This window comes from Erwinia sp. AC075 (assembly GCF_979253995.1).
This window is the reverse complement of sequence record NZ_CEEDEU010000001.1, coordinates 4,737,073-4,762,435: the sequence shown is the minus strand read 5'-3', so window position 1 is coordinate 4,762,435 and position 25,363 is coordinate 4,737,073. Positions and strand designations below refer to the sequence as shown.

The window sequence follows — 25,363 nt, the reverse complement described above, 5'->3', positions numbered from 1 at the left end:
TATTCCGCCATTAGCTTCGCAGGCAGTTTTGCATTCGCAAACCACCCATTACTAAAGAAAAAGAGTCTCACTGGCATTCATATTCAGGATGCCAGGGTATATTCCAGCACCTTCACATGTTCATTACTGAACCTAAACACTTCATAAACAGTAGCCGGAAGCCGGTTAAAAGTGAATAGCTGATTCACGATGATTATGACAAAAGCATTAAGTGATAAAAAATAGCCGCACTCCAGCAAAAGAAACTCAGTAGACTAAAAACGCTCACGGGTCTTTACAAAACTAATAGCACGAAAGCGCAAAAGCATAAATTGCTTAACCAGTAACGGATGGACTCTGCCAATAATTTCATAAGCACGTAATGTTCAAAATAATACTGCCCAGCGTGAATCCGGATCCTTATTAACAAATAATGCTTTTGCCATCAAACGCATCCGCATTCAGTTCTGTTTATTCATCGCGTTACGAACTCAATATTGCCTGCCAGATAGCCACGGGCTTCTTCGAACAGACGAAAATAATTAAAGGTTTTTTATGATTCACATTGAAAAAGTCGCTGACAAGCGCGATCTGAAGGCATTTATCGCTTTTCCCTCCTCACTGTACCGCGACGATCCCAACTGGATTGATCCGCTGTTTATTGAGCGTGAGGAGCATCTTTCAAAGAAAAACCCAAGCGTTGAACATATTGAGTGGCAGGCGTTTCTGGCGAAAAAAGACGGTAAGGTTGTCGGGAGAATTACTGCACAAATCGACAGTCTGCATCGTGAACGTTATGGCCAGGATACCGGACATTTCGGCATGATTGATGCGATTGACGATCCGGCGGTTTTCGAGGCGTTATTTGCGGCCGCCGAAGCCTGGCTGAAGTCCAAAGGGGCGGTAAAGATTACCGGCCCTTTCAGCATGAATATCAACCAGGAAAGCGGCTTATTAATCGAGGGATTTGATACACCGCCTTCTGCTCTGATGACGCACGGCAAACCCTATTACGCTAATTACCTTGAACAGCAAGGCTATGCACAAGGCATTGATCTGTTGGCTTATTGGATGAAACGCACCGATCTGCATTTTGAACCTTCGCTGACTAAGCTGATGTCTCAGATGAGAAAAAAGGTGAGCATTCGTCGCCTTAATCGTAAGAAGTTTGCCGAAGAAATGCAGGTGCTGCGGGAAATCTTCAACTCCGGTTGGCAGAATAACTGGGGGTTTGTGCCCTTCACGGAACACGAATTCGCCACCATGGGCGATCAGCTGAAATATCTGGTGCCTGACGACATGATTTATATCGCCGAAGTGGATTCGGTGCCCTGCGCATTTATCGTTGGCCTGCCAAATATTAACGAGGCTATCGCTGGCTTAGAGGGCCGTCTATTCCCCTTCGGCTGGGCAAAACTGTTATGGCGACTGAAGGTCAGCGGCGTGCGCACAGCGCGGGTGCCATTGATGGGGGTTCGCCATGATTTCCAGTTCAGTCGGATGGGGCCAATTATGGCGCTGTTGCTGATTGAGGCGTTACGAGATCCCTTTGCAAAACGCAATATTGATGCGCTGGAGATGTCGTGGATCCTGGAATCCAACACCGGCATGCGAACGATTCTGGAGCGCATTGGTGCGGTGCCCTATAAGCGCTATCGCCTGTTTGAAAAGACGCTCTGAGCCATCTGCAGACGCTATTTACCGTCGACTCTCACGGCGGTGTTGCTTACCTGCAGCCGGCCATGTGGCACTGTAATGTAAGTGAATATCGCCGCGAGATGATTAATTAAAATAATTAATCATTAAAAGACCCAAATAACTCACCTGACGTTATTAATTCGGTAGGTTAATTCAAACTCATTTATAAGAGTAAACGCATGTCCTTTGAAAAGAAAAAAGGCATCAATCGCTTCATCAGCAGCGTCAATAATTCCTGGGAAGGTTTGAAAGATGCCATCCTCACCGAGGATGCTTTTCGCCAACTCATCATCATTAACGCATTCTTACTGATCATTACATTTTTTCTGGACATCACAAAAACAGAAAGACTGCTGTTAATTGCCACCTGCTTTATTTTGCTGATCGTGGAATTGTTGAATACCGCCATTGAAACGGTGGTCGATCGTATCTCTTTAGAGATTCATCCCCTCTCTAAACGCGCCAAAGATATTGGCGGTGCGGCACAGTTAGTCGCCGTGGTGATGACAATCATCATTTGGCTGAGCGTTGTCTTTTAGCGATTAATACCCTAAAAGCGCAGAAAAAATCCGGCACATGGCCGGATTCTTCTTAACAGTGCACTCGCGACTTAAAAGCGGTAGCCAACACCCACATTAAATCCATTCACTGCGTAGTCCGTAACGCCGTCTGTGACTCTTGAACCCTCATAACCCACGTCGATGGTGAGATTATTCCATGGGTTGATTTGCACACCCGCGCCATACATCAGGTTGGTAGATTTATTGTCACTCGTACTGCTTGAATTTCCCAGGCCAAACTTTTCCAAGTCATAGCTGTAATTAACTTTGTTATAGTTCACGCCAACTAAACCATAGAGACTGAAAAAATCATTGATACGATATGCCGGACCGACGGCTAAAGAATAATACTTTACATCAACTTCTGGATAGATCGTATTATTGACGTTTGAATAATGACCGTCATTACTGCCATTCAGATAGGTAAATGAGGTTATGATACTGAGAGGAGAGTTCCCCTCGTAGCGATATTTCGCATTAATCCCCTGGATGTTTTTAAAATCCTGTACTTTGCTTTGCGCATATCCCAGGGTGATGGTGTGGTCTGCGGCGTGCACAACAGTCGCGGTACTAATGGCAGTTAAAATAGCCAGAGAGAGAATCGTTGTTTTCATAAATCATCCTTAATTAATAAAAATTGTGCTCATCATTCCTTTCAGGAATATTAATGCGGGGTTCTCTTACCGGGAACTTTACTTCCCGTTGTAGAAACCGCCAGGGTCAACCCCACCCAATCCCCGGGCAGCCGAACTGTGGAACTTAGCCGTTGTAGTGTCAAGGCTTTTTGTTTGGTCATGGATATTGGCTAATAGAAGTAACAACCTCTTAACCAAGTGGTATTAAAAAATGCCAAAAGTTTAAAATTTTATTACTTTAAAAAAACTAAGTAAGGCAAGACCCGCCCCCCCGACACCTCCTGTATAAGATCCAACTTTTATTCCGTGTAAACATCCTGCAAGGTCATAACAAACCCTCCACCAAAGAGCCACAGTAGTAATGAGAAAAAACTTTTCCTATAACAGAAACAACAATTATAAAAACCACAGTGGAAACTAAGATAAACTATGATTGAATTACCCTGAGATTAAGATCCTTTTTCATTTACCTCTCCTGATTTTTTGCGTGCCTTCTCAGCAGCTTTTCCGCACCCCTCTGAAATTGCTTAAGCTCCAATATTTCCTATGCTACTGGGAATTTTCTCGGTAGCATTTGCTTAGAGATCCCCAGTTGTCCTTCAACTTCGGTATATTCTAAAAGCTCAGGATTAAACTTAGGACTCCAACCGCCTGTCACCTATTTCCGATGGCGATAACGTTTGTCCAGCCAGCCACAATTGAGTTTACCGGGTTCACCGTACCATCATCGGCGTACTGAGCAACTGTGTTAACCCCTGCACCCAGCGTCCACATCGCCTGTGCTGGCGCAGTTATAGATGCCACGCCTCCAGTTGCCAACGCGCCAGCAATCGCTTTATTAACCGCCTCACCACGCTGGCAGCTGGCTGATGTTGGATTATCTGAACAGGACAGCACATCCTTACCGTGTTCTTGTACAAACTTCGCATGCGACTCCTCATTCCCAGCCATTAGATTATTCTCCACCGTCGTCTTGCCTGACTGGGCCGCAGATACAGCATCCGCACTGCTGTCTCCGATCAACCCACCTGAAAGGCCTGCGGCCAGCGTTGCCAGCGCGCTTACCGTCTGCCTTTCCGATTCCGTCAGCTCGCTGGCCGGCTTGCCGTAATAGGCCTGCGAGATCATCCCCGTTGCTTCGCCGATCGCAGCACCCGCTGCCCCGGCGATGGCGTTCTCGCCTTTTGCCAGCGCCAGCGCCGCGTTTAATGCCGCGTGCGCCATCAGGTTTGCCGCCGGATTATCCTCCCCCACCGTTTGTTTGATCACCGTGGCCAGATAAGGTGCGGCGCCGCCAGCCAGTGCCGCAGCCACTTCGCCCCCGGCCAGTCCCTGCACCGCAGCCGTGGCGGCCTGAATGGCCTGCTGCACCTTGCCGCCGGTACCAAAGTCAGACGCTGCGAAGGCCTTGTTATAGAACGTCTGATAAGCCTGATTGCTGATGTCGTTGGCATCCGGCTCTTTGCCCGGATTGGCCTTTTTCCAGTCTTCCTTCGCGGCCTGCAGCTGCTCCGGCGTCACGGACTTCATCTTTTCGTTCGCATCGCGTGTCGCTTCAATCTGCCCCTGCGTCCGTGCGATATCCCCGACTTGTGCACCGATTTGACCAATTAGCTGGGCTTCCTTCAGGCGCTGCTGCTCTTTCTCTTTATCGAAGATTTTTCCTAGCCCGGCATTCGCATTCTTAGTATCGCGACTGATATCCGCCACGCTTTGCTGCTGACCTTGCGGATCGCGAATGACAATCGTGCCTTCACTGACCGCCGATTTGGTCGTTGAGCTGTCGCTTCCGCTGCGGTTGGCACCGGTCAGCAGGTTATTCGCCGCATTTCCCGCAAACTGTGTCCCCATACTGCCGCCGCTGCTGACGCCCACGCTCTGGTGCTGAACCTTATATTCGGCCTCGTTTTTTATGTCGCTCCAGCCCAGCGTGCCGGTATCCTGCCTGTTTTTATCCGCGTCTGCCGATGAGTCCATCACCGCGCCGTTCAGCTGCGTGTGTTCGCCGACGGTCACGTTGAAGCCGCCGCTGCCGGCAAATATCCCGGTCTGCTCCTGTACCGAGCGCCAGGTGCTGTGCATTTTATCCTGACTGAGGCTGACCGTGCCGCTGCCGCCGCCCATGCTGACGCTGCCGCCCGCGCTGGCGTTCTGCTGCTTCGAGTCGTAATTGTCGCTGTCCTGCTCGCTGGTCATCGTCAGGTTGCGGCCGACCTCCAGCGCCACCTTCTCGCCACTGACCTGCGCACCGGTCAGCGTCGTGTCCCGGCCGCTGACAATGTTGAGATTATTACCGGCGCTGACGGTGGTTTCATTGTGGGTGGTGCCGTTACCGCTTTCGCTGCCTCTTCCGGCATTGACGCTGGCGTTCAGCGACAGTCCGTTGGCACCCTGACCAAAGTTGATGCCGACGCCAACGGAGGCACCCTGGCTCTTGTTTTTTCCCTCCAGCTTCTGGCTGTCCTGCGAGGAAATCAGGTTGAGGTCACGCGCCGCGCTCAGGCTTGCATCCCCGCCCGCCTGCAGCTTGCTTCCCTGAATGTTGATGTCGGTCTTGCTGGCGGTAATGCTCAGATTATTGCCGGCCGTCAGCTGGCTGCCCTGGTGTTGGTTCTGCGTCATCGTCTGTTCAGATTTTGACGACTGGCTGCCATACGACAGGTTAACCCCCACCAGGCTTCCCGCGCTTCCCCCGGCCTCTGCCAGTGACGCCCCCTGATAAGCCTGAACCCCGGTCAGTGCAGCCTGCATCCCCTTGAGCACCGCAAGCCGCCCGCTGGTTTCACTGCCGGCATCGGTTGCCATGGTCACCGCCGAATTGATTGCGCTGCCCACCACGCCCGACAGCGCCAGCGTCAGGCCGCTCTGCTTCTGCTCCACGGTGTGCTTCTGCGTGCTCTGATTTTCGGCCGCGAGGATATTCACCTCGCTGCCGCTCAGAGTCAGATCCTGAGCGGCCAGCAGGTCAGAGCCTTTCACCGTCAGGGTGTTGCCGGCGGTCAGGCTGACATTGCCGTTGGTGCTTCCCACCGTGCTGCCCGCGCTGCTGTGGGATAACGCATCGTCGGTCACCTTCAGTGAGCTGCTGCCGGCCGTGAAGCCGATGCCTCCGGTGCCGGACAGCCCGCTTTTGGTTTCTTTATACTGGTGATTTTCCTGCCGCATTTCTTCTGCGGTGGTGAGGGTCAGATCGCGGCCTGCCGACAGCGCCACGTCATTGGTACCAACAACATTGCTGCCGCTGAGTGTCAGATCGCGCCCCGCCTGCAGCGACACGCTGTCGCCGCTGAAGCTGCTACCGATCGCGGTCTGACTCTGCACCTCGTCGTGAGTGGTGACCGATTTCCGCGACAGCAACCCGCCGCTGCTCTGGTGGCTGTCTTCCGTCAGGTGGTAAGTCGCATTGCCGCTGGTCAGATTAAGGTCGTTGCCCGCCACCGCGCTGAGGCTGTCCTGCGCGGTAACCGCCGCCGCGCGCGCGTTAAGGTCGTTGCCAGCCAGCAGCGACACGTCGCCGCCGCCGTTAATCTGGCTGCCCACCTCCATGCTCTGCGTCAGGCTGCGTGAATTGCCGCCGCCCCAGTCGCCGCTTTCGCTGCCCGTGGTGGTCAGGGTGTTCAGGTTGAGGTCGTGCCCGGCAATAATCTGCGTCTGGCTGCCCGCGCCAGCGTTACTGATTTGCGCCGCGGTCAGGTTGATATCATTCATCGCCTGCAGGCCGAGCGTGCCGTTTTCACCCTGCACGTAAATGCCCGCCGGACGGTCAAAGGTGATGTTGCCCGCGCTGCCGCCCAGCGTGCTGATGCTGTTAAGGTCGCGCCCGGCAATGGCGGTCAGACTACTGCCGCCCTGCAGCGTGCCGCCAATGTTGTTGATGTCGGTGCGGGCACGCAGGTCAACCTTATCACCGCCGATAAAGCCGCTGTTATTCAGGTTATCCGCCGTCAGTTGGGTCACCGTCCGGCCGGTAATGTGCCCGCTGTTGGTCAGATCGTTGCTGACCGCCAGCGACACGCCGTTGCCCGACAGCAGCGCACCGCTGCCGTCCAGGTCGCCCGGTTTCACGCGGGCATACAGCTGCGGCACCAGAACCTGTTGCGTGCTGCCGTCCGGCAGGCTAACCGTCTGCGTCACCAGCCAGACCATATCGCTGCTTAACAGGGCCATCTGCTGCGCCGACAGCGCCACGCCTGGCGTCAGGCTGTATGTTTTGCCAAAGAGCACGCCGGCGTCCATCAACGCCCGGTACTGCGCCTCGTCATTGCTGTAGCCGTTCAGATAGCGGTTGCCCGTCAGCGCAATGACCTGCCTGCGGATCAGCTGCTGCTCGTAGTAACCATCGCCCAGACGGCGCAGCACGTTATTCGGATCCTGGGTGAACTGGTTCTGCATATAGTCGCTGCCGAGCCACTGTTTCTGGTTGGTGAAGCGCGGATCGGTCTCCACCAGATAACCAACGTTACTGTCAGGATGTAGCTGGAACAGGCTGTTGTCCGGCAGTTTCGTGTCCGGCGCTATCGCGCGGATGGTGCTGTTATCGCTGCCTGGCTGAACAATTTCCATGATTTGCCCTGGCGGCAGCGTAACGGGTGTCTGCCCGGCCGGGGCAGACACGGCGCCAGGATCGACAACCGCCACCGTGATGCCTGCGGGCTGACGGCTGGCGGTGGATGTCCCGCTACCGTTCACCGGCTCATTGCCCTGCCAGGCCAGGGTAAGCAAATCAATGGTCTGCACGACAGGCTCCGGATCATATTCACTGCTGTCTTTACCCTGCGAGGTTTTGGTTGGGCCTAACGGTTGTCGTGTCTTTTTGGCATACCAGCGGGTCTGCTGGCCTGCACCGTCGGCAGCCGCTGCAAGTTTTCCAGCCCCTGCTCAATGTCGCGTAAATCAAGCAGATTGCCGGCATGGGCCGGGAAGGCAGCGTACAGCGAAACGTAACGGTCGCTGCCCGGCGTCAGGACCACCTTGCGCACCTTGCCGGGCACAATCACCAGCTTTAGCTCGCCGCTGGTCAGATCCTGGGCCGGCGCCAGTACCCGCGTGGTGATATAGCCATGATCGATCAGGCGGTTCTGCAGCGCGCTCATCAGCAGGTTAATGCCCTGACCGCCGAGGCACTGACCGGTGGCCTGACGGGTGATGAGCCGCAGCGGCAGCCAGTGCGGTAAGGCGTCTTTGCCGCTGAGCACCACCTTATCGATTGGAAAACAGGGGTTTTCCTGTGGAAACTGAATACGGCTGAAGCTGGACGCAGGCGGCGAGAGGCGCACGTCGGGTGTTGGCGGTGTGAGCTGCTGCTCCAGCGCTTTTTGCCGCTGCTGTTGCAGAACAAGCGGTTCATCGCCAGGCGCGGCGAGGGTGTCATTTGGCCCAAAAAAAACAGAGAAAATCGCCAATAGCACCGCGTAGCGGCTGCAGATTAAACGCGGGGAATGTAATGACATATAACAATCCTTGTTATAGAAAAATTATCTGACCCGCAGATTCCTTCCAGGGGCCCTGGTTAACGCCTGATGAGACATTGACCTCTTGATCTCACTGGCACTAATCGCTCACACAATAAGCACAGGTGAACGGGAACGCAACGATATTTAAGCTAAATTTCGCGGCCTCAGTCTTATCCTAAAGAGTCTGCCGCAGCGTCCTAATCCACAGTTTCAGACGTTTATTGGCGACCAATAGAAGCAATTAAACAGCGGTTTTCGAAACAGGTTTAAAAATTAAAAGATCGCGAATCTGACCATGATTAAAACCGTGAAATAATACCCTTACGAAAATATTGATCAAAAGCTGTACAGTCTGGTATAAGTGCTCAAGCCGATTTTAGCGTCAGCCTCTCAGTCTTAACTTATTCTATTCATTGAAATATTTTATACGCGGATTGAGATAAGAACGCCTTTTACTTCATAATTAATTCATCTATAAAGTGTTCTAAAAGGAAATAGAATGATGCTAAAGTGTTTCCGTCATCCACAGAAATGCCACCAGGCGACGACTTTTCCTAACGATTATTTGACTTAAATCTCTCATATCTCGCCTCTGATCCTCACCTCAAAACTCTAATTTCAGAGGGTTAATTTATTACAGAAGTGGAGTCATCTGCACCATGCCCAAGCAAAGAGTTGTCAAATCTCCGGGTGAAGAACATCTCGCTTTTATGTGCCGTTCCGCCTTTATTATTGGTTTAATCGTGATATGTGGTTGGTGTACGGTATTTCTTATTTTGCATGAATGGTCGATGGCCTCTTCAGATATCCTCCTGATTATTGCCGCAATTATCTGCTGGGGCGTAACGGAAAAGAGAAGTTTTTCGGCAGGTCTGATGCTTGCTCAGATAGTTCATATTGCCTACGCCATCTATTTCTGTTTATTTTTTGACATCCCTGAAATTGATGCACCACGAACAACCCACCTTTATCTTCTGACGATAGCGCTGGTTGGCTATATCAATTACCAAAGGCAGAAGAGTCTGCTGCAACTGCTCATAATATTACTCTCGCTGGCGACGTTCAGCGTATTTAGTGCAGCCAATTTGGTCTTCCCTTTCGCAGAACCTATTCCGCCTGAACTCAGAGCGGTTCTCCCCTGGATTAACGGCATATTGTCGACCGCTATCCTCTCTGGGGGCATCGTCGCCATGCATATAGATTTCTCCCGCAGAAGCGAAAAAATCCGATCTCTTCAGAATGCGATTTATAACGACGAATTCGTTATCTATTACCAGCCGCTGCTTAATTCGTTGGGTCATATTTCTGGGGCCGAAGCGCTGTTACGCTGGAATCATCCCAAAAAAGGGTTGGTTCCACCGTCGGAATTTATTCCCGATGCGCAGCAAGCCGGGCTGATGCCTTCGGTGGGTGAATGGGTGATCGTGAATGCCTTTAAAGAATTAGCGGAATGGCGGTTGGATCCCAAAACCAGTCACCTGACGCTTTCTATTAATGTCACCGTCGATCATTTGATGAAGCCAGACTTTGTTCAAAGCCTGCTGAACCAGGCCAAAATTGCGCAGATCACCCCCTCACTGGTGAAGATTGAACTCACCGAAAGCGTTTTTGCCTCTGATATTGAAACAGTGGTAGCAAAAATGACTGCGCTATCGAATGCAGGATTTAGATTCTCGCTGGATGATTTTGGTACCGGCTTTTCATCATTAAGTTACCTTCGCCGCCTGCCACTTGAGCAAATAAAAATCGACCGTAGTTTCGTGTTTGGCGCGAAAGAGAGCATGAAAGGCGCCGTTATCGCCAGGCATATTGCGCGAATGGGGCTCGATCTGAAACTTGAGGTGCTGGCAGAAGGGATTGAAACACCGGAACAATGGTCGTTGATGAAGAGTTTTGGCTGCACTGCATTTCAGGGCTTTTACTTCTCCCGGCCGTTAAGCATCGCGGATTTCAGGGAATTTACCCACAAAAAGGCCGCCCCGTAGGCGGCCTCTTGCGACACTTCCGTATGCAACCCTTCCTTATTTGTACAATTCTGCAGTCATATACACGTTGTTATTGGTGTTAGCACTGGTGATTTTGTACTGCTCGCCGTGTTGCTGTGCCTGTGCAGCGATTTTAGCTTCAGCGCCATCCAGAGTCGATGAGGTGACGGAGACGCTCTGCGCGAAGCTACCAAATGAAATCAGGGAAAGAGCGGCTACAGCGGCAAGTGACAGTGTTTTGATGGTTTTCATGGTTGTAATCCTTAAGTTATTTGTTTTGGAGGTTTGTTTGCCTCCGATGAAACAATCATAACTCAAGTTATTATTAGTGTAGTAACAATTAGTGCTGTTATTGTGATCTTGCTATCTATTATTAACATCCCTATCCCGCACGTTGAGGCTTCAGGCTTGGGCCTGATGTAGATTATTCTCCAGAGTCTCTCTATGATGAGAAGGTTTCCCACACGCTTGTTGGGACTTATCAACCAGTTAGGGACTTCGGCGGGATGACAACTTTACATGACCTTGATTTGCGACAGCTGGAAGCCTTTGCCAATGTCATCTCCTCTGGCAGCGTGACGGCGGCGGCGAAAGTGCTGGATCGTTCACAATCTTCGGTTTCCCGGCTGATCCAGGAGCTGGAGCAGTCGCTGGGTTATCCCCTCTTTATCCGTAACGGCCCGCGCATTCACCCCACGGAAGAAGCGCTTCAACTGCATCAGTACGTGCAAAAAGCGCTGCTGTCGCTGCAACAAATCCGCCTGCGCGCCAATGAAATTGGCCATCAGCAGCATCGCCCACTGAGTATTGCGGCCACGCCCGCTCTGGCCGCAGGTTTGTTACCTCAGGCGCTGGCATTGCTGGGCCTGCAAAACAAAGTGCAGATTGTCAGCCAGTCCGCTGAACAAACCGCGCATGCCGTGATCACCGCCGAAGCGGATCTGGGTCTGTGTAGCCTGCCGCTGGAACATCATGCGGTGGATTTGCACTGGATTGGGCAATCCCGATGCGTGGTCGCGCTGCCAGAAAGCGATCCGCTGGCATCAGAAGAGTTAATTGCCATTGGTCGTTTAGCTGGCAGGCGTTTAATTGTGCCGTGGAGCCCGCTGCGCCTGCGTGGACGTTTCGAAAAGGCGCTGAAAAAGCTGAAGGTTCCGCCTCATGAAACCATCGAGACCAACTCCTCCGCCAATATTCTCGCCTGCGTGCGTGCCGGTCTTGGCGTCGCCATTCTGGAGCCGGTCACCGCCTGGGGAATGCCGCTGGAAGGCGTCGTTATTCGCACGCTGGAAGAAGAGATCCCCTACTTTTTTGGGGTGATCACCCCGCAGGGTCGGCAACTCTCAGCGGCAGCTCAGTCGCTGGTTGAAGCGCTGGAGACCGCAGCTGCCAACCTGCTTCCCGCCTTCCAGCGGCTGCCGGCCACCGAACATCAGCGGGTTATGAAGCTGATAAATCAGGACTGATTTTCCAACACCCTCCTTTTCTGAACGCCCCGCCACTCATCTCAACACGCCTTTTCACTGCCGCCGCCTGCGGCATATGCTTTTTTCAGCATAAGATATAAGAATTTCATTGGTTAACAAGTAATCACCCTGCTTGACTCCCATCCGGGGGAAGTGGATTATGCGAAAACTGATTTATTACCATGCGCCAGACAGATAATGAATGCTAAATCATGCGCCAGACAGATAATAAAATTATCTCTCCACGGGCGTAAATTTGCTGGATTTCATCTTCGCCAGGCCTTTACCGCAGCACTTGTGACAGACTGAATTCACCACAAGTCGGGGAAATTTATAATGACAACGCCTGCACCTTCGCCACTGCCAATCGGCCTTTCCGGGTTGGAAGCTCAGCTTCAGCAAGATCTGGAGTTTCTGGAGCTGCCCGCAAAATCCTGGGTTCCTCAGCATCAGTATCAGGGCGAAGCCGTACGCGATGTTGTGGTCATTGGCGCGGGCATGTGCGGACTGGCCGCCACGGCCAGGCTGGTACTGAGCGGCATCAATAATGTCATCGCTTATGATGCGGCCCCGCAGGGTTTAGAAGGACCGTGGATTACCTTCGCCCGCATGGAGACCTTGCGCTCGCCGAAAACGCTGCACGGCCCGGCGCTGGGTCTGCCTCAGCTGACCTTCCGCGCCTGGTTTACCGCGCAGTGGGGCCAGCAGGCCTGGCAAGAGTTGGACAAGATCCCAAAAAGCCAGTGGATGGAATACCTGGTCTGGTATCGCCGCGTGCTCAATCTTCCGGTGCAGAACAACGTGCGCATGACCGGCATCTCGCAGGTTGGCGAATTTATCGCGCTCGATGTTGAAGGCGCGGAAACCGGCCGCGTGCTGACCCGTCGACTGGTTCTGGCCACCGGACGGTCCGGATTGGGCGGTTTCGCCGTGCCGGACTTCCTTAACGGTATCGATCGCGCTTACTGGGCACACTCGGCGGACGACATTGATTTTGCCGCGCTGCAAGGCAAACGAGTGGCGGTGATCGGCGCGGGCGCGTCCTCGATGGATAACGCCGCCACCGCACTTGAAGCGGGTGCCGGTTCGGTAGAAATGCTGATCCGCCGCAAAGAGATGCCACGCATCAATAAAATGACCGGGATTGGCAGCCAGGGCGTGGTACACGGCATGCATCAGTTGCCGGATGCCTGGAAGTGGAAGTTTGTCGACTACACCGCTTCCACCCAGACGCCACCGCCGCGCTCTTCAACGCTGCGCGTGTCGCGCCATCCCAATGCCCGCTTCCTGCTGGACTGCGGCATCGTCGCGGTAAAACAGCAGGCGGACGGGCTGCTGATTGAAACCACTCAGGGTCCTCGTCAGGCTGATTTTCTGATCGCGGCCACCGGCTTTTCCAATGACTTTAACGGCCGCCCGGAATTTTCCGCGCTGGCCTCGCATATCCGCAACTGGGCCGACGGACGCTATCAGCCCGAGATGGGACCCGCCAGGCAGAATATGCTGGAAGCGCCGGATCTTGGCCCATCCTTTGAGTTCCGCGAGCGTGTGCCGGGTGCCGGCCCGATGCTGGCACATATCCACTGCTTTAATGATGCGGCGATGCTGACGCACGGCAAGGTCTCCGGTGATATTCCGGCAGTCAGTGCCGGTGCCGATCGTCTGGTTCGCGGCATTACCGCCTCGCTGTTTGCAGAGGATGTCGACGCCCACTTTGCCAGCATGGTGGCTTACGACATCCCGGAACTGCAGGGTGACGAATGGGTTGATTCAACCCCCTTGCTACATCAGGAGAACACGTTGTGATCGACGCAATTGATAAGGCTGCTGGACTTTCACCGGACGACGCGCTGTTTAAGGCCCGTCGCTTTCGCGCAGAATTTGTGGAGGGCGCAGAGCTTTGCCGCCAGTCTGTTTTACAGCCAGAGGACAATCAGGGACTGGCGCCGGCCTTGCGCCTGGCGCTTGCTCACCGCATGGCCGCGCTGAATGCCGCAGAAGAATTGATGGCGGACTATGAAGTACAGCTGGCCGCGCTTTCCCCTTCGGAACAGTTGCTGAAGCTGGCGAATGGCGAAGTCGATCTGGATGAGCCGCTGGCGACGATTGTCCGCCACGCCGATCTGGTCACCATGACCCCGAGCGAGGCCGCTGCCAGCGATATGACCCGTCTGCAGGAGGCCGGGCTGAACAACGCGCAAATCGTTGCGCTGTCCGAGCTGATCGCTTTTGTTAACTTCCAAACGCGCGTTGCCGCTGGCCTGCGCCTGATGAGGTCCGCATGATCCCCCTGGTCAGCCTGAAGCCTCTGGCCTGGCATCCTTACATCGCGCCCGTCGACGTGGAAGACGCCACGCCGGCGCAGCGTGATGCGATGAAGGTGACGCCATCCAACAAGAAGATTTCCGAGTACGTGCGCACGCTGGCGCACGATCCGGAAAGCTACGTTGCCCGCACCGTTTTGTTCAACGCCATTATGTACGTCGAGGGCGGGCTTAACCGTCCGGATCGGGAACTGGGGGCATTAGGGGCGTCGATCGTTAACGGCTGCAAGTATTGCGCCGTGGTTCACGCGCGCCGTCATGCCCAACTGACCAAAAGCGATAAGCTGGTCAGCGCGATCTATTTTGATAAACCTGAAATGCTTGGCCCGCGCGATGCCGCAATTTATCGCTTTGCCCGCCGGTTATCGGCTGCGCCTGCCGAAGCGACGGTGGACGACATCGCCTCATTGCGCTCTGTGGGTCTGGATGACGTCGAAATTATCGATCTTATCCACGCTATTTCGATTTTTGGCTGGGCAAATCGCCTGATGCACGTGCTTGGCCATGCCACGCCCGGGAAATAAAGAGGACTACCAACATGCTTGAACTCCACGATCTTAAGCTGTCTTACGGCAGTTCTCCGATCCTGAAAGGCGTCAATCTCTCGGTCAAACGCGGCGATGTGGTGTCGATTATCGGCCCAAGCGGCACCGGTAAGACCACCCTGCTGCGCTGCATAAACTATCTGGCGAAGCCCAATTCAGGGTTGATCACCTTCGACCAGGTCAAAATGGATTATCAGTCGCCCGATAAGCAGGCTATCCAGGCTATTCGCCTGCGGACGGCAATGGTCTTCCAGCAGTTCAACGTGTTTAAAAACATGACCGTGCTGCAAAACGTGATGGATCCTCTGGTGGTCGTACAGCGCAAATCGAAAGAAGAAGCGCGTGATATTGCAATGGAAGAGCTGAAGCGAGTGGGCCTTGACGCAAAACAGGATCACTACCCTTCCCAGCTTTCCGGTGGGCAGCTGCAGCGAACCGGCATTGCCCGCGCGTTAGCGGTGAAACCCGATGTGATCCTGTTTGATGAACCGACCTCGTCGCTGGATCCTGAGCTGGTTAACGAAGTGCTGAAAGTGATTCAGGACGTCACCTCGTCAGGCATCACCTCGCTGCTGGTCACCCACGAAATGCAGTTTGCCAAAAATATCTCTAACCGAATCGTCTTTATGGACCAGGGCGTTGTCGCCGCTGAAGGCACGCCGACGGAAATTTTCGATAATCCGTCCCTTCCACGACTCGCCCAGTTCCTGAATTCTGAACACGCACTCTACTAATAAAAGGAATAAAGACATGCCTGCAATCAAGACTACCTTACGTCGCCTGGCCGTTATCGGCGGCGTGACGCTCGCCATGGCCTCCGCTGGATTGAGCTTCACCGCGTCTGCTGATACCGCCGTGCGCACCATTAAAATCGCCACTGCTGCTGAATCCAAGCCGCTGTCCTGGGGCGCGATTGGCGTTGAGCCAGAAGGCTACGAGCCTGACGTATTAAAAGCGATCAATGCCAAACTGCCACAGTATAAGTTTGTGATGACCGGCGCGGCCGACATCGCGCAGGAAACCGGTCTGGCGACCGGGAAATACGACATGGCCACCGGCGGTTTCTATAAAGCGCCAGCCCGTAGCAAGCAGTTCCTGATCCCGGACAGCCCGATGGGTGCCAGCCTGATGAAAATTTACAGCCGCAAAGACAGCAATATCAACACCCTGAAAGATCTGGTCGGTAAGAACATCGTACCGGTGACCGCAGGCGGCGGCGTCTACAAGCTGGTCACGCAGTGGCAGCAGGAAAATCCAAACGACAAAGTGAACATCAAAGCGTCAAGCGCCGGTGTGCCCTATCCGGATCGCCTGAAGGAAGTGCAGAACGGCAAGTACGATGCGCTGATCCTGCCTTCCAACCTCGGCGAGCAGACGGTTATCGATAACCAGAAGCTGGCTATCCAGGCAAGCGAACCGATTTCTATCAACAATACCTATGTGTTGATCCACCGCTCGGCGGAAAATCAGGCGCTGAACGATGACATCAACAACGCGCTGAAAGCGCTGAAGGCCGACGGCACGCTGGATAAGCTTTCACAGAAATGGTTTGGCGAAGACGTCGTCAAATACATGAAGTAAGGCTGTTCTCATTTTGTCGCCGACGGGCAAAGCTGCACCCAGGAGTGTTTCAACGTGAATCTTTCTACCATGATCCCCGAGCTGCTCTCGGCTTTGCCGCTGACGTTAGCGATTATGTTTGTCGCGCTGATCGCCGGATTCTTTCTGGCGATAGTGGCCACTACCTTGCGCGTGCGCAGGTTACCGGTGCTCAGCCAGCTGGCCGATCTCTATGTTTCCTACGCGCGCAGTGTGCCGGTGGTGCTGCAACTGTTCGTCGCCTTTTATGGTCTGCCGCTGGTCGTCAGCGGGTTTGGCCTGGCGGATTTTATCACCGCCAACATCGCCTCGATGGTCGGACTCAGCCTGTATCACGGCGGCTATCTGTCTGAAGTGATGCGCCCGGCCTACCTTGCGGTGGAGCGGGGTCAGCATGATGCGGCGGACAGCATGGGTTATACCTTCCGCCAGAAGCTGACGCGCATTATTGGGCCACAGGCGGTACACATCGCTCTGCCGGGTTACGGTAACTCGATTATTTACCTGATCCACAACGTGGCGCTGGTGATGTACATCGGTGCGGCAGATGTGATGGCGACGGCGCACCTGATTATGGAGCGGGATTATAACCAGTATCAGTTCGGGACCTATCTGGTGTTGGCGGTGATCTACTCCCTGCTGTGCCTGGCGGCCTGGCTTATCGTGCGTTTCTTCGAGATGCGTCATGCCAAGTACACGTCGAAAAGCGCCGCAGCCAAGATAAAGTTCACGGCAAGCGTGTGAAGGAATAAGGACTCAGAATATGTTTGATCTTGATGTGCTGCTGCCGGACTTCTGGAGCATTATGGATGCCGTGCCGGTCACGCTGGCGATGGCGGTTACCATCTTTATTATCTCGACGCTGCTCGGTGGCTTGCTGGCGTTCATCGAACACAAAAAGATCCCGGTGCTGCGTCAACTGGTGGTGGTGTACAAAATCACCTTCAAAGGCATCCCGATGGTGGTGGTGATCTTCCTCGCCTATTACGGTTTGCCGCTGGCGCTGCAATCGATCAGTTCACTGCTTGGGGTAGAAATCAACGCGCATGCCATGCCGAACTGGGCGATCATTATCATTGCCCTGACCGCATGTGTTGCCGCGTTCCAGGCCGAAGTGGTGAAAGGGGCGCTCAACTCCTTTGACAGTGGTCAGTCCGATGCCGCGCATTCACTGGGTTACAGCAATGGACAACTGTTCCGTCGGGTGTTGTTTCCGCAAATTATCGTTGCCGCCATCCCGGATTTGGCGAACTCGTTTATGGTGATCATGAAGGCGCTTTCTCTGGCCTTCGCGATTGAAGTGGTCGATATCTTTGCCCAGGCTCAGCTGACCGCCGCCCTGAACTTCTACTATCTTGAGGCGTTCCTGATTGCCGTGGTGTTCTATATGGTGATTGCCTACGTCGTGACGAAGGTCGCTGATAAAATTGAAGCTGCTCTGCGGGTTCGCACCTGAGGAACAGATTAAGCGATCTTCTTCACCCCTGAAACCAGCCTGCGGGCTGGTTTTTTACGTGTAATTCACAAGCAAAATTTCCCTGGTATGGCGTAGTATAAAAAGTAAAAACGCTGTAATTCACGCCCCGGCATTATGTCAGGCTAAGGTTACCTGCTTGCTGGGTACGCAGTGAGACGGCATCATTTGCATCCTGGCGGCTGTCTCATCAACACCCAACGCCAGTCGTTTACGGGTTCTTTTTCTGCTCTCTGCGGTTTTTTAACTTCCCCACGCATTTCGGCATACGTCCTGCGCGCGGGTCTGTTTAAGTCCACCTCCTGCACTTTGATTTGTAAGCGTAATCTCCCGGTGTCATCACCCCGCGATTTTCTGCTCTGACATTCAATCATCTCCTTGTGCCGCAAAATGTAGGAGATCTGAAAGGTCGCCCGCCGTTCGGTAATAGCAAAAGCGTCGGAGATTTGTTGTCGGTCTATCCAGCTGTTCTGATGCCGGCACCACAACGCGATCAACAGATAGAGAGGTTTATCCGCATACTCCTCCAGAAGTTCTGGGACTTGTGCACTGTCATGGTTGCTTTGCGCCACGACTTTACGCAGCGGAGACTTAGTACTTCTGTCTTTTACGTCCACATCCTGTTCCTCCTTTCCCTGATGAAAAAAATCCCCGCCTCAAAATAAGCTAAGGCAGGGACGATGATTCAAAAATTACCAGCTGTAGTTCACACCGACGGTGGTCTGCCATGGACGTTCAGAATCATGGCCTTTGGTGTAGTCATAGGCGACGTAACCCCCAAAGTTGTCGGTCACTTTCATTTCGGCACCCAGGCCAAGCTGAATGGCTGCGCCATCAATGCTGTTGTTCAGCGTGGCGTTATTCACCCGAGTTTTGTTGTTGTCAGCAAACTCGTTGATGCCAGCCAGATGCAGGTAAGGCTTCAGGTGACCCGCGCCCATCTCGAAGGTGTAGCCGACATCTGCACCCAGTTCACCCTGCAGGGATTTATAATCATTCCCGTTGACGACCATGCCGTTGGTCAGGGTGTAGTGGGCACCGTCGAACGCGCGTCCGGTGGCTTTCACGTAAGGTTCAACAAACAGTCCGTTGTCTTCCCAGGTGTAACCCACCTTCATGCCGAGGCCGTAACCGTTGCCGGAGAACTCCGCATGCGCTTTGCGACCGTCCAGCATCCGCACCGAGGCACTGTTGCTGAAGTGATCGAACTGACCCTGGGTATCAACAAACAGGCCATTCTCAAAGCGACGGGACAGGTAGAACTGCGCACCGTAGCTATCCAGGTCGCCCGTGCTGTTCATTACGCTGAGGTTAGAACGCGCGGAGCTGAAGGCTAAACCGGCCAGCCAGCTGCCGTTTTTCTCAATGTCGAAACGGTTATCCACACCCAGCATCACGCCGTTGGTCTTCAGGTCATAGTCAGCACCTGCAGATACACGCTGTTCGTTTTTACCGCCGAAGTAAGAAATCCACACGCCGCCGTCATCGTTAGACTTACGGGAAGCGTTCAGATGTTTAGCCAGTGCATCAGATTCTAAGGTTGCTACGTTGACCTGAGCCGCCGGGATGCTCAGTGCGGTGGCAGCAGAGTTGGAGAGCTTGCCGCTGCGTTTGAAGTAGACATTACGCTCGCCCGGTAAGGTGTCGTCATACTCATCTGACGCGATGTACTGGTATACACCCAGCTCGGTTTTACCGGTGAAGGTCGCATCGCTGTTGGCGTCTTTGTAGTTTACAAAGCTGTGGCCAACTTCTGCATTGTTTTGAGCATCGTCCAGATAGTCGTTGTAAACGTAAGGTTCAATGCCGGAGCTGGCGATATGCAGCAGATAATTACCCGAAGTGCTGCCTTTCACCTGCAGAGAACCCCAGGCATATTCGCCGCCCAGGTCCAGCAGCGGAGCGACAATACTGTCACCAATAATAATCTGCGAGCCAAGGTAGTTGCCGTTAACGTCTTTATCCTGCGTCAGGTTGTTATGCACCACCACGCGCGCGGTGCTGAGGTCCTGGGAGCGATTTTTACCGCCCAGGGTCGACGTTTGGCTGTTCAGGTTCACCAGATTCAGCGTTGAGGCGGTCAGGTTCAGGTCATGCAGATTGCTGACCGCGACTTCCGTTCCCTGAGTGGTAGAACGCGCAGCGGCATTCCATACCGAGCCGTTTTTCACGGTCAGATCCGGGTTCCACGTCAGCACCCGCTCAGCGCTTTGATGAGCATAATCGACAGGATTGAACAGCGTGGTGGTGCCGGTGACCTTACCGTTTAACACGCTCTGGTCCAGATTAACGGTCACGGGTGTCCAGGCACTGTTGGCATTAGCCAACACGGTTTGATTCGTACTGCTGACCACGTTGTTATAAATTGACTGCGCGGTGGCATGCACGGTTGGCGCAATGTTGGACTGTGAGTTGGCATCGGTCACGTCCACCAGCTGCACGCTAAAGCCGGTGGTGCCGCCTGCGGTGATATCGCCGTTAATGGTGCTGCCAGCCACATTCAGCGTGGTGCCATTGTGGCTACGATCCAGCACGGAGGCGTCAGTGGTGCCGAGGCTTGCTCCAACCGCCGTATAGTTGCCAGCCGAGTCTCTTTTCACCGCGACGGTAATCACCGGGATGTTACCGTCATGTTTGATCGTGACATCCCCATTCAGCGTTGAACTGCTGATATCGGTACGGTTGGCATGTCCCGACAGGGCCAGCGACGTACCCGCAGCATTCACCCCGCCGTTCAGGGTTGACTCGTTGATGGTGGCAAACAGACCTGAACCGGTGATATTCACCGCGGTAGACAGCTTGTCGGCCAGCTGATCGTAGGTGTTCTGATTGGTGGAGGTGTGGTTATCCTGACGGACCGCAGCGAGGTTTTGCGCGGTGATCTGCACCTGATCCAGCACGATATTCGCGGTGGCAGGCACCACATTGGTCAGCGTACTGCTGTCAATCTGATTGCCGGCACTGTCAGTCTGCCAGGTCGCACCGGTGTGGCTGAGGGACAGGCCGACGGCGTGCGGACGCTCACTGTAGGCTTGCTCAATGGTGCCGGACTCACTTTCAACGGCGGGACTGACGACATACGCGTCATCAGTCAGAGTATTATTGATAATGCTGTTGCGGATGCTCACCACATCACGCGCGTGACCGTTCCAGCCATTTTCATGCAGGGTGCCGGTCGAAGTGACCGCAGCCGTGACATCCGCCGCGAAGCTTTTCACCTTAGAGTAAATTTCTGCATCCAGCAGACCCACCACACCACCGACATTCTCGGCCGTGCGCAGGTACACATCGGAATTGCGATCCAGCTCGATGGTTTTGCTGACGGTCAGCGGGATCTGATGGCCTTGCGAATCAACGACGTAAGTGCCATCCGCATTTTTCTGGTATTCGATATTTCCGCTGGCGTCACGCTGATACAGGGTGACCGCCTGAGTTTTAACATAGCGATTATCCGCCGACCCCATGCGCAGTCCCTGCACCACGTTGGTTGGTCGTGAATAGCCCTGTTCCGTTAAGGAATTGGCCAGACGCTGCCCGTGGACAGAGCGCTGATAACCTTCTTCAATCAGATAGTTAGCATCAAACTCCAGCACGCCCGAAGCACTGTTCAGATAATCCAGATAGCCGCTGCTGCGAACCAGCGCATCAAGCCTGGCGTTTGGATATTGATCTTCTGCCACGCCGTACCGGCGGTCACATCTTTGCTCCAGGTTAAATCAGAGCCACCAATAAAGACCGCACCGCCACCAGTATACTGTCCATTACCATCTTTACTCAGCGCGCTAACATCCGGCACAGCAATCGCGGCTGCATTAGCCGTCAGCGTGGTAGCGCCAAGACTAAATAAAACGGATAATGCGACAGCGCTCAGACTGAAGCTGCATTTTTTCATTACTGAAATTCCTTTTAACATATAAAGACGCACAAAGGGTTATCAAAATAAACCCTGCATTCCTTCAGCAGTTAAACAATTAAGGCACGCAGTCCACAATTTATTAACTCCGAAAAAACATCCATGACATATGGCCTGTTAGGGGTAAATCTTGATTTGGCCTTTCGTTATTTACGTGACGTTATTACAGCCAGCAGTAAATATCGTGGCGAGTATGTGAATTGCAGATAAAAGCTGTAAAACAAATATTTTTTATCGTAATGATCTAAGTAACTTATTACCATACAAACTTAAATCATTGTATTTGATGAATTAATTGGTTTTGTGGCGCTTAAATTAAATAATCCTTTCAAATGACAAATAATGACAAATAATTACTTTAACTTTCCCATGAGCTGATTAATCGCCATAATGCAAGATTATTCTTAACAGTTAAATCGGCATAGGATTGGCGATTCATCGGCATAACCGATCGGTGCCACTAAGAATATTCTCAAGCAAAGAAATGACCTCAATAATATTTTTCCTTATAAGCACAGAACAGCTTTTAAAAATAAACCGCCGCATCCCTTCCGCTGGCGAGATAAAATTAAAAAAAGACGATTTAACACTAAAAAAATTAAATAGCGAACGCCTCAGAAAATAATTAACTCTATACCCTCATCCGTTTAATCTGACTTCAGAACAGGATGAATCACCTGTCCTGACTGACACAGCATCTGACCGTCTAAACAAAGCCACCTGTTACGCATTCCATTAACGTGAAGGTCAGATTAAACAGGTTGTGACCAACGGCCATCACTGCGACGGGAAATACCACGCTGATTGCGGCGTCTGCCGCATTTGAAAGTCTGGGTGACGGGAAGAAATTGTCGCGGGGAAAACCGGGGGCGAGTGTCGCCCCCGATCTGATTAGCCTTTCGGGAAAATCCACACGTGCGCGGCCGGCAGTGACAGATGACAGTGCGCCGGGTCGCGCAGTTCTGTGCCGTAGGCGCGGATCACAAAGTCATCGCCCGCGGTGCGGAACAGGTATTCCCAGCGATCGCCCAGGTACATGCTGGTCAGCAATGGCAAGGCCAGCGCATTCTCCTCCGGGCCGTCGGTCAGGCGTACCCGCTCGACGCGAATGACCGCGGTGGCATCCTGTCCGACGGTCACCCCTTCGGCTGCCCGTCCCCATAACGCCCAGTCCACGCCCTGAATCCGCGCTTTGCCCTCGCTGACCTCCGTCACCTTGCCATGCAGGCGATTGTTGCTGCCCATAAACTCGGCGGTGAACAGCGTGGCTGGCGAACCGTACATCTCCTGCGGCGTGCCCTGTTGTACAATCACGCCGTTGTTCAGCAACAGAATGCGGTCGGAAATGGCCATCGCTTCGTTCTGATCGTGGGTGACCATCAATGCCGACAGCCCCAGCTTGACGATCAGCTCACGCAGAAACACCCTTGCCTCTTCACGCAGCTTGGCATCCAGGTTGGACAGCGGTTCATCCAGCAAAATCACCGGCGGGTTGTAGACCAGCGCACGACCAATCGCCACGCGCTGCTGCTGTCCGCCCGACAGCTGGTGCGGATGCCGCTGGCCCAGATGCCCGAGGCCCAGCTGTTCCAGCACCGACTGCACGCGCTGCTTAATCTCCGCCGAGGCGACCTTGCGCAGCTTCAGCGGATAGGCGACGTTCTCAAACACCGTCTTGTGTGGCCATAACGCGTAAGACTGGAACACCAGCCCAAGATTGCGTTCTTCCGCCGGGATCTCACTGCGCGGATTGCCGGCATAAACGGTTTTGTCGCCAATAACAATGTTGCCCTGCGTCGGTTTCTCCAGCCCGGCGACCGCACGCAGCAGCGTGGTTTTTCCGCTGCCGGAAGGGCCCAGTAGCGACACCACCTCGCCCTTTTTCAGCTGCATTGAGACACCTTTCAGCACCGGATTGTCGCCATAGGTCAGATGCAGATTTTCTACGGATAGCTCAATCATGTAATTTCACTCCAAAGCGCAGGGCGACACCAAGGCCAATCACCACCAGCAGGATATTGATAAAGGAGAGCGCCGCAACGATATCGATCGCGCCCGCCGCCCACAGCGACACCAGCATCGAGCCAATGGTTTCGGTGCCTGGCGAGAGCAGATAGACGCCGGTGGAATATTCGCGCTCGAAAATCAGGAACATCAGCAGCCAGGAGCCGATCAGCCCGTAGCGTGCCAGCGGGATGGTGACGTGGCGGGTGATCTGCGCGCGGGACGCACCGGTGCTGCGCGCGGCTTCCTCCAGCTCCGGCCCGACCTGCAACAGCGTCGACGAGATCAGCCGCAGGCCATACGCCATCCACACCACGGTATAGGCCAGCCAGACGCTGAAGATGGTGCTGCGCAGTGACCTCAGCCAGACGATAAAGTGTTCACGCAGCCATTCCGCCATCGGCAACGCCGAAAGCCAGCCATGCTTCAGCGACTGATCCAGCCACATCGGCAGGAACAGGAACACCCACAGAAACGCCAGACCGGCCAGCAGGCCCGGCACCGCGCGCGGCACCAGCACGCTGTAGTCGAGAAAGCGCGTGACGTTATCCGGCTTACGGTGCATGGCAATGCCGATAAACAGGTAGCAGGCCACCGCCAGCGCGCCGCCGAACACGCCGATTGCCATCGAGTTGACGATGGCGCGTAGCAGGTTCGGCTGCTGCCAGATGGTGCGGAAGGTACCGATCGACAGCTCATCCCAGATCGACACGCCGACGCCCCAGTTGGAGATAAATGCGCGCAGCACCACGCCCAGCAGCGGCACACCAATGGTGATGGTCAGCCATGCCGCCACCACCGCACCGGCCACCCAGCGCCATTTTCCCAGCGGCAGCGCGCGGGCCTGCGATGCCTTGCCCTTCAGCGTCACAAAGCGGTTCGCGGTGCGCATCAGCCGCCGTTGCAGCATCACCAGTGGAATGGTAATGCAGATCAGCACCACCGCCACCGCCGCCATCAGATGGTACGACGGCGTGCCCAGCTTGTTGGTCAGCTGATAAAGATAGGTCGCCAGCACCATATTGCCTTCCGGATCGCCCAGCACCAGCATCAGGCCAAACACCTCGAGCCCGAGGAAGAACAGCAGCACGCTGGCGTAGAGGATCGAAGGTCGCACCATCGGCAAGCTGACCGCGGTCATCACCTGCAACGGCGAAGCACCGGCAATGCGCGCCGCTTCTTCCACGTCCGAACCGACGCTTCTCAGCGCCGAGGAGATATACAGATAGGCATGCGGCACGTGGGTCAACCCGGCGATCACCACGATGCTCGGCATCGAGTAGATATTCCACGGCACAAAGCCAATCAGCTTTTCCGCCCACAGCGAGAAGAAGCCGACCGGCCCGGCCGCCACCACATAGCCGAATCCCAGTACCATCGGCGAGACGAAAATCGGCACCAGGATCAGCGGTTCAATCAGCCGCCGGCCGGGCAGATCGGTTCGCACCATCAGAAAGGCGAGGATGCCGCCTAACGGAATGGCAATAATCACCAGGCCGAATGCCAGAATAAAGCCGGATTTCAGCGCCTTATAAAAATCGGGATCGGTAAAGATAAACCCGAAGGATTCGAGGCTGAACACTTTCGAAGGGGAAAAGAACGGGGCCGAGAGGAAGCTCTGAACCACAATAAACAGCAGCGGCACATAGATAACCAGCGCGGTTATCAGTACCACGATGCTGCGCGGCAGGCCCTGCCACTTTCTGCGCAATGCTATCATCAGTCATC

19 protein-coding genes and 1 pseudogene are annotated in these 25,363 nt (G+C 54.0%); 11 read left to right on the top strand and 9 right to left on the bottom strand.

Annotation, left to right across the window (positions count from 1 at the left end):
• Window positions 1–534: 534 nt before the first annotated feature.
• Both AC0IXH_RS22120 and AC0IXH_RS22115 read left to right on the top strand, forming a co-directional pair.
• Complete coding sequence (locus AC0IXH_RS22120) at window positions 535–1,659, top strand: N-acetyltransferase (protein WP_471721019.1); 1,125 nt, start codon at window positions 535–537, stop codon at window positions 1,657–1,659.
• Window positions 1,660–1,856: 197 nt separating this feature from the next.
• Window positions 1,857–2,216 (top strand): diacylglycerol kinase, encoded by a 360-nt coding sequence (locus AC0IXH_RS22115; RefSeq protein WP_471721018.1) that lies wholly within the window; start codon window positions 1,857–1,859, stop codon window positions 2,214–2,216.
• Window positions 2,217–2,287: 71 nt separating this feature from the next.
• On the opposite strand, the gene AC0IXH_RS22110 is transcribed toward AC0IXH_RS22115, so the two are convergent.
• The 3 genes and pseudogenes from AC0IXH_RS22110 to AC0IXH_RS22100 all read right to left on the bottom strand — a co-directional run.
• Window positions 2,288–2,851, bottom strand: coding sequence for an Ail/Lom family outer membrane beta-barrel protein (locus AC0IXH_RS22110; protein WP_471721017.1), 564 nt, complete (start codon window positions 2,849–2,851; stop codon window positions 2,288–2,290).
• Window positions 2,852–3,526: 675 nt separating this feature from the next.
• Complete coding sequence (locus AC0IXH_RS22105) at window positions 3,527–7,609, bottom strand: hemagglutinin repeat-containing protein (RefSeq protein ID WP_471721016.1); 4,083 nt, start codon at window positions 7,607–7,609, stop codon at window positions 3,527–3,529.
• A gap of 95 nt (window positions 7,610–7,704) precedes the next feature.
• A pseudogene (locus AC0IXH_RS22100) lies at window positions 7,705–8,322 on the bottom strand (POTRA domain-containing protein); the annotation flags it as partial.
• A gap of 662 nt (window positions 8,323–8,984) precedes the next feature.
• Here AC0IXH_RS22100 and AC0IXH_RS22095 point away from each other — a divergent pair.
• The gene (locus tag AC0IXH_RS22095; RefSeq protein ID WP_346567113.1) at window positions 8,985–10,310 is read left to right on the top strand and encodes a putative bifunctional diguanylate cyclase/phosphodiesterase; all 1,326 of its coding nucleotides are present in this window, start codon (window positions 8,985–8,987) and stop codon (window positions 10,308–10,310) included.
• A gap of 36 nt (window positions 10,311–10,346) precedes the next feature.
• On the opposite strand, the gene AC0IXH_RS22090 is transcribed toward AC0IXH_RS22095, so the two are convergent.
• Window positions 10,347–10,562: a YdgH/BhsA/McbA-like domain containing protein gene (locus tag AC0IXH_RS22090; RefSeq protein WP_013203740.1), complete on the bottom strand. Its 216-nt coding sequence runs from the start codon at window positions 10,560–10,562 to the stop codon at window positions 10,347–10,349.
• A 254-nt stretch (window positions 10,563–10,816) separates the two neighbouring features.
• Between AC0IXH_RS22090 and AC0IXH_RS22085 the strand changes: the two genes are divergently transcribed.
• The 8 genes from AC0IXH_RS22085 to AC0IXH_RS22050 all read left to right on the top strand — a co-directional run bounded on the left by AC0IXH_RS22085 (window position 10,817) and on the right by AC0IXH_RS22050 (window position 17,700).
• Complete coding sequence (locus tag AC0IXH_RS22085; protein ID WP_134822706.1) at window positions 10,817–11,776, top strand: LysR family transcriptional regulator; 960 nt, start codon at window positions 10,817–10,819, stop codon at window positions 11,774–11,776.
• 336 nt (window positions 11,777–12,112) lie between these two features.
• Entirely contained in the window at window positions 12,113–13,582 is a 1,470-nt protein-coding gene (locus AC0IXH_RS22080; protein ID WP_471721015.1) for an NAD(P)-binding domain-containing protein, read from the top strand.
• A complete protein-coding gene (locus tag AC0IXH_RS22075) occupies window positions 13,579–14,061 on the top strand; it encodes a CMD domain-containing protein (protein WP_471721014.1) in 483 nt (160 codons plus the stop codon). The genes AC0IXH_RS22080 and AC0IXH_RS22075 overlap by 4 nt, the downstream gene beginning before the upstream one ends.
• A complete protein-coding gene (locus tag AC0IXH_RS22070; RefSeq protein WP_013203744.1) occupies window positions 14,058–14,624 on the top strand; it encodes a peroxidase-related enzyme in 567 nt (188 codons plus the stop codon). Before AC0IXH_RS22075 ends, AC0IXH_RS22070 begins: the two co-directional genes overlap by 4 nt.
• A 14-nt stretch (window positions 14,625–14,638) precedes the next feature.
• Entirely contained in the window at window positions 14,639–15,379 is a 741-nt protein-coding gene (locus AC0IXH_RS22065; RefSeq protein WP_013203745.1) for an amino acid ABC transporter ATP-binding protein, read from the top strand.
• Between the two features lie 16 nt (window positions 15,380–15,395).
• The gene (locus tag AC0IXH_RS22060) at window positions 15,396–16,226 is read left to right on the top strand and encodes a transporter substrate-binding domain-containing protein (RefSeq protein WP_053144669.1); all 831 of its coding nucleotides are present in this window, start codon (window positions 15,396–15,398) and stop codon (window positions 16,224–16,226) included.
• A 69-nt stretch (window positions 16,227–16,295) separates the two neighbouring features.
• Window positions 16,296–16,988 (top strand): amino acid ABC transporter permease, encoded by a 693-nt coding sequence (locus AC0IXH_RS22055; RefSeq protein ID WP_197535592.1) that lies wholly within the window; start codon window positions 16,296–16,298, stop codon window positions 16,986–16,988.
• 19 nt (window positions 16,989–17,007) lie between these two features.
• Complete coding sequence (locus AC0IXH_RS22050; RefSeq protein WP_105760159.1) at window positions 17,008–17,700, top strand: amino acid ABC transporter permease; 693 nt, start codon at window positions 17,008–17,010, stop codon at window positions 17,698–17,700.
• A 182-nt stretch (window positions 17,701–17,882) separates the two neighbouring features.
• On the opposite strand, the gene AC0IXH_RS22045 is transcribed toward AC0IXH_RS22050, so the two are convergent.
• From AC0IXH_RS22045 to AC0IXH_RS22025, 5 genes are all read right to left on the bottom strand, one after another.
• Entirely contained in the window at window positions 17,883–18,335 is a 453-nt protein-coding gene (locus tag AC0IXH_RS22045) for a CaiF/GrlA family transcriptional regulator (protein ID WP_471721013.1), read from the bottom strand.
• Window positions 18,336–18,410: 75 nt separating this feature from the next.
• Window positions 18,411–21,398 (bottom strand): autotransporter outer membrane beta-barrel domain-containing protein, encoded by a 2,988-nt coding sequence (locus tag AC0IXH_RS22040; RefSeq protein WP_471721012.1) that lies wholly within the window; start codon window positions 21,396–21,398, stop codon window positions 18,411–18,413.
• Window positions 21,326–21,610, bottom strand: coding sequence for a hypothetical protein (locus AC0IXH_RS22035; RefSeq protein WP_471721011.1), 285 nt, complete (start codon window positions 21,608–21,610; stop codon window positions 21,326–21,328). The genes AC0IXH_RS22040 and AC0IXH_RS22035 overlap by 73 nt, the downstream gene beginning before the upstream one ends.
• Before the next feature lie 912 nt (window positions 21,611–22,522).
• Window positions 22,523–23,593 carry an ABC transporter ATP-binding protein gene (locus tag AC0IXH_RS22030; RefSeq protein ID WP_013203751.1) on the bottom strand — a complete coding sequence of 357 codons (1,071 nt, stop codon included), beginning with the start codon at window positions 23,591–23,593 and terminating at the stop codon, window positions 22,523–22,525.
• Entirely contained in the window at window positions 23,586–25,355 is a 1,770-nt protein-coding gene (locus tag AC0IXH_RS22025) for an ABC transporter permease (RefSeq protein WP_013203752.1), read from the bottom strand. The genes AC0IXH_RS22030 and AC0IXH_RS22025 overlap by 8 nt, the downstream gene beginning before the upstream one ends.
• Between the last annotated feature and the right edge of the window lie 8 nt (window positions 25,356–25,363).

What these genes read in the sequence shown, in the direction of transcription:
- AC0IXH_RS22110 (WP_471721017.1), bottom strand. Translation starts at nt 2,851, where the DNA reads ATGAAAACAACGATTCTCTCTCTGGCTATTTTAACTGCCATTAGTACC.
- AC0IXH_RS22035 (WP_471721011.1), bottom strand. Translation starts at nt 21,610, where the DNA reads ATGAAAAAATGCAGCTTCAGTCTGAGCGCTGTCGCATTATCCGTTTTA.
- AC0IXH_RS22030 (WP_013203751.1), bottom strand. Translation starts at nt 23,593, where the DNA reads ATGATTGAGCTATCCGTAGAAAATCTGCATCTGACCTATGGCGACAAT.
- AC0IXH_RS22120 (WP_471721019.1), top strand. Translation starts at nt 535, where the DNA reads ATGATTCACATTGAAAAAGTCGCTGACAAGCGCGATCTGAAGGCATTT.
- AC0IXH_RS22025 (WP_013203752.1), bottom strand. Translation starts at nt 25,355, where the DNA reads ATGATAGCATTGCGCAGAAAGTGGCAGGGCCTGCCGCGCAGCATCGTG.
- AC0IXH_RS22095 (WP_346567113.1), top strand. Translation starts at nt 8,985, where the DNA reads ATGCCCAAGCAAAGAGTTGTCAAATCTCCGGGTGAAGAACATCTCGCT.
- AC0IXH_RS22050 (WP_105760159.1), top strand. Translation starts at nt 17,008, where the DNA reads ATGTTTGATCTTGATGTGCTGCTGCCGGACTTCTGGAGCATTATGGAT.
- AC0IXH_RS22055 (WP_197535592.1), top strand. Translation starts at nt 16,296, where the DNA reads ATGATCCCCGAGCTGCTCTCGGCTTTGCCGCTGACGTTAGCGATTATG.
- AC0IXH_RS22085 (WP_134822706.1), top strand. Translation starts at nt 10,817, where the DNA reads ATGACAACTTTACATGACCTTGATTTGCGACAGCTGGAAGCCTTTGCC.
- AC0IXH_RS22090 (WP_013203740.1), bottom strand. Translation starts at nt 10,562, where the DNA reads ATGAAAACCATCAAAACACTGTCACTTGCCGCTGTAGCCGCTCTTTCC.
- AC0IXH_RS22060 (WP_053144669.1), top strand. Translation starts at nt 15,396, where the DNA reads ATGCCTGCAATCAAGACTACCTTACGTCGCCTGGCCGTTATCGGCGGC.
- AC0IXH_RS22070 (WP_013203744.1), top strand. Translation starts at nt 14,058, where the DNA reads ATGATCCCCCTGGTCAGCCTGAAGCCTCTGGCCTGGCATCCTTACATC.
- AC0IXH_RS22065 (WP_013203745.1), top strand. Translation starts at nt 14,639, where the DNA reads ATGCTTGAACTCCACGATCTTAAGCTGTCTTACGGCAGTTCTCCGATC.
- AC0IXH_RS22080 (WP_471721015.1), top strand. Translation starts at nt 12,113, where the DNA reads ATGACAACGCCTGCACCTTCGCCACTGCCAATCGGCCTTTCCGGGTTG.
- AC0IXH_RS22115 (WP_471721018.1), top strand. Translation starts at nt 1,857, where the DNA reads ATGTCCTTTGAAAAGAAAAAAGGCATCAATCGCTTCATCAGCAGCGTC.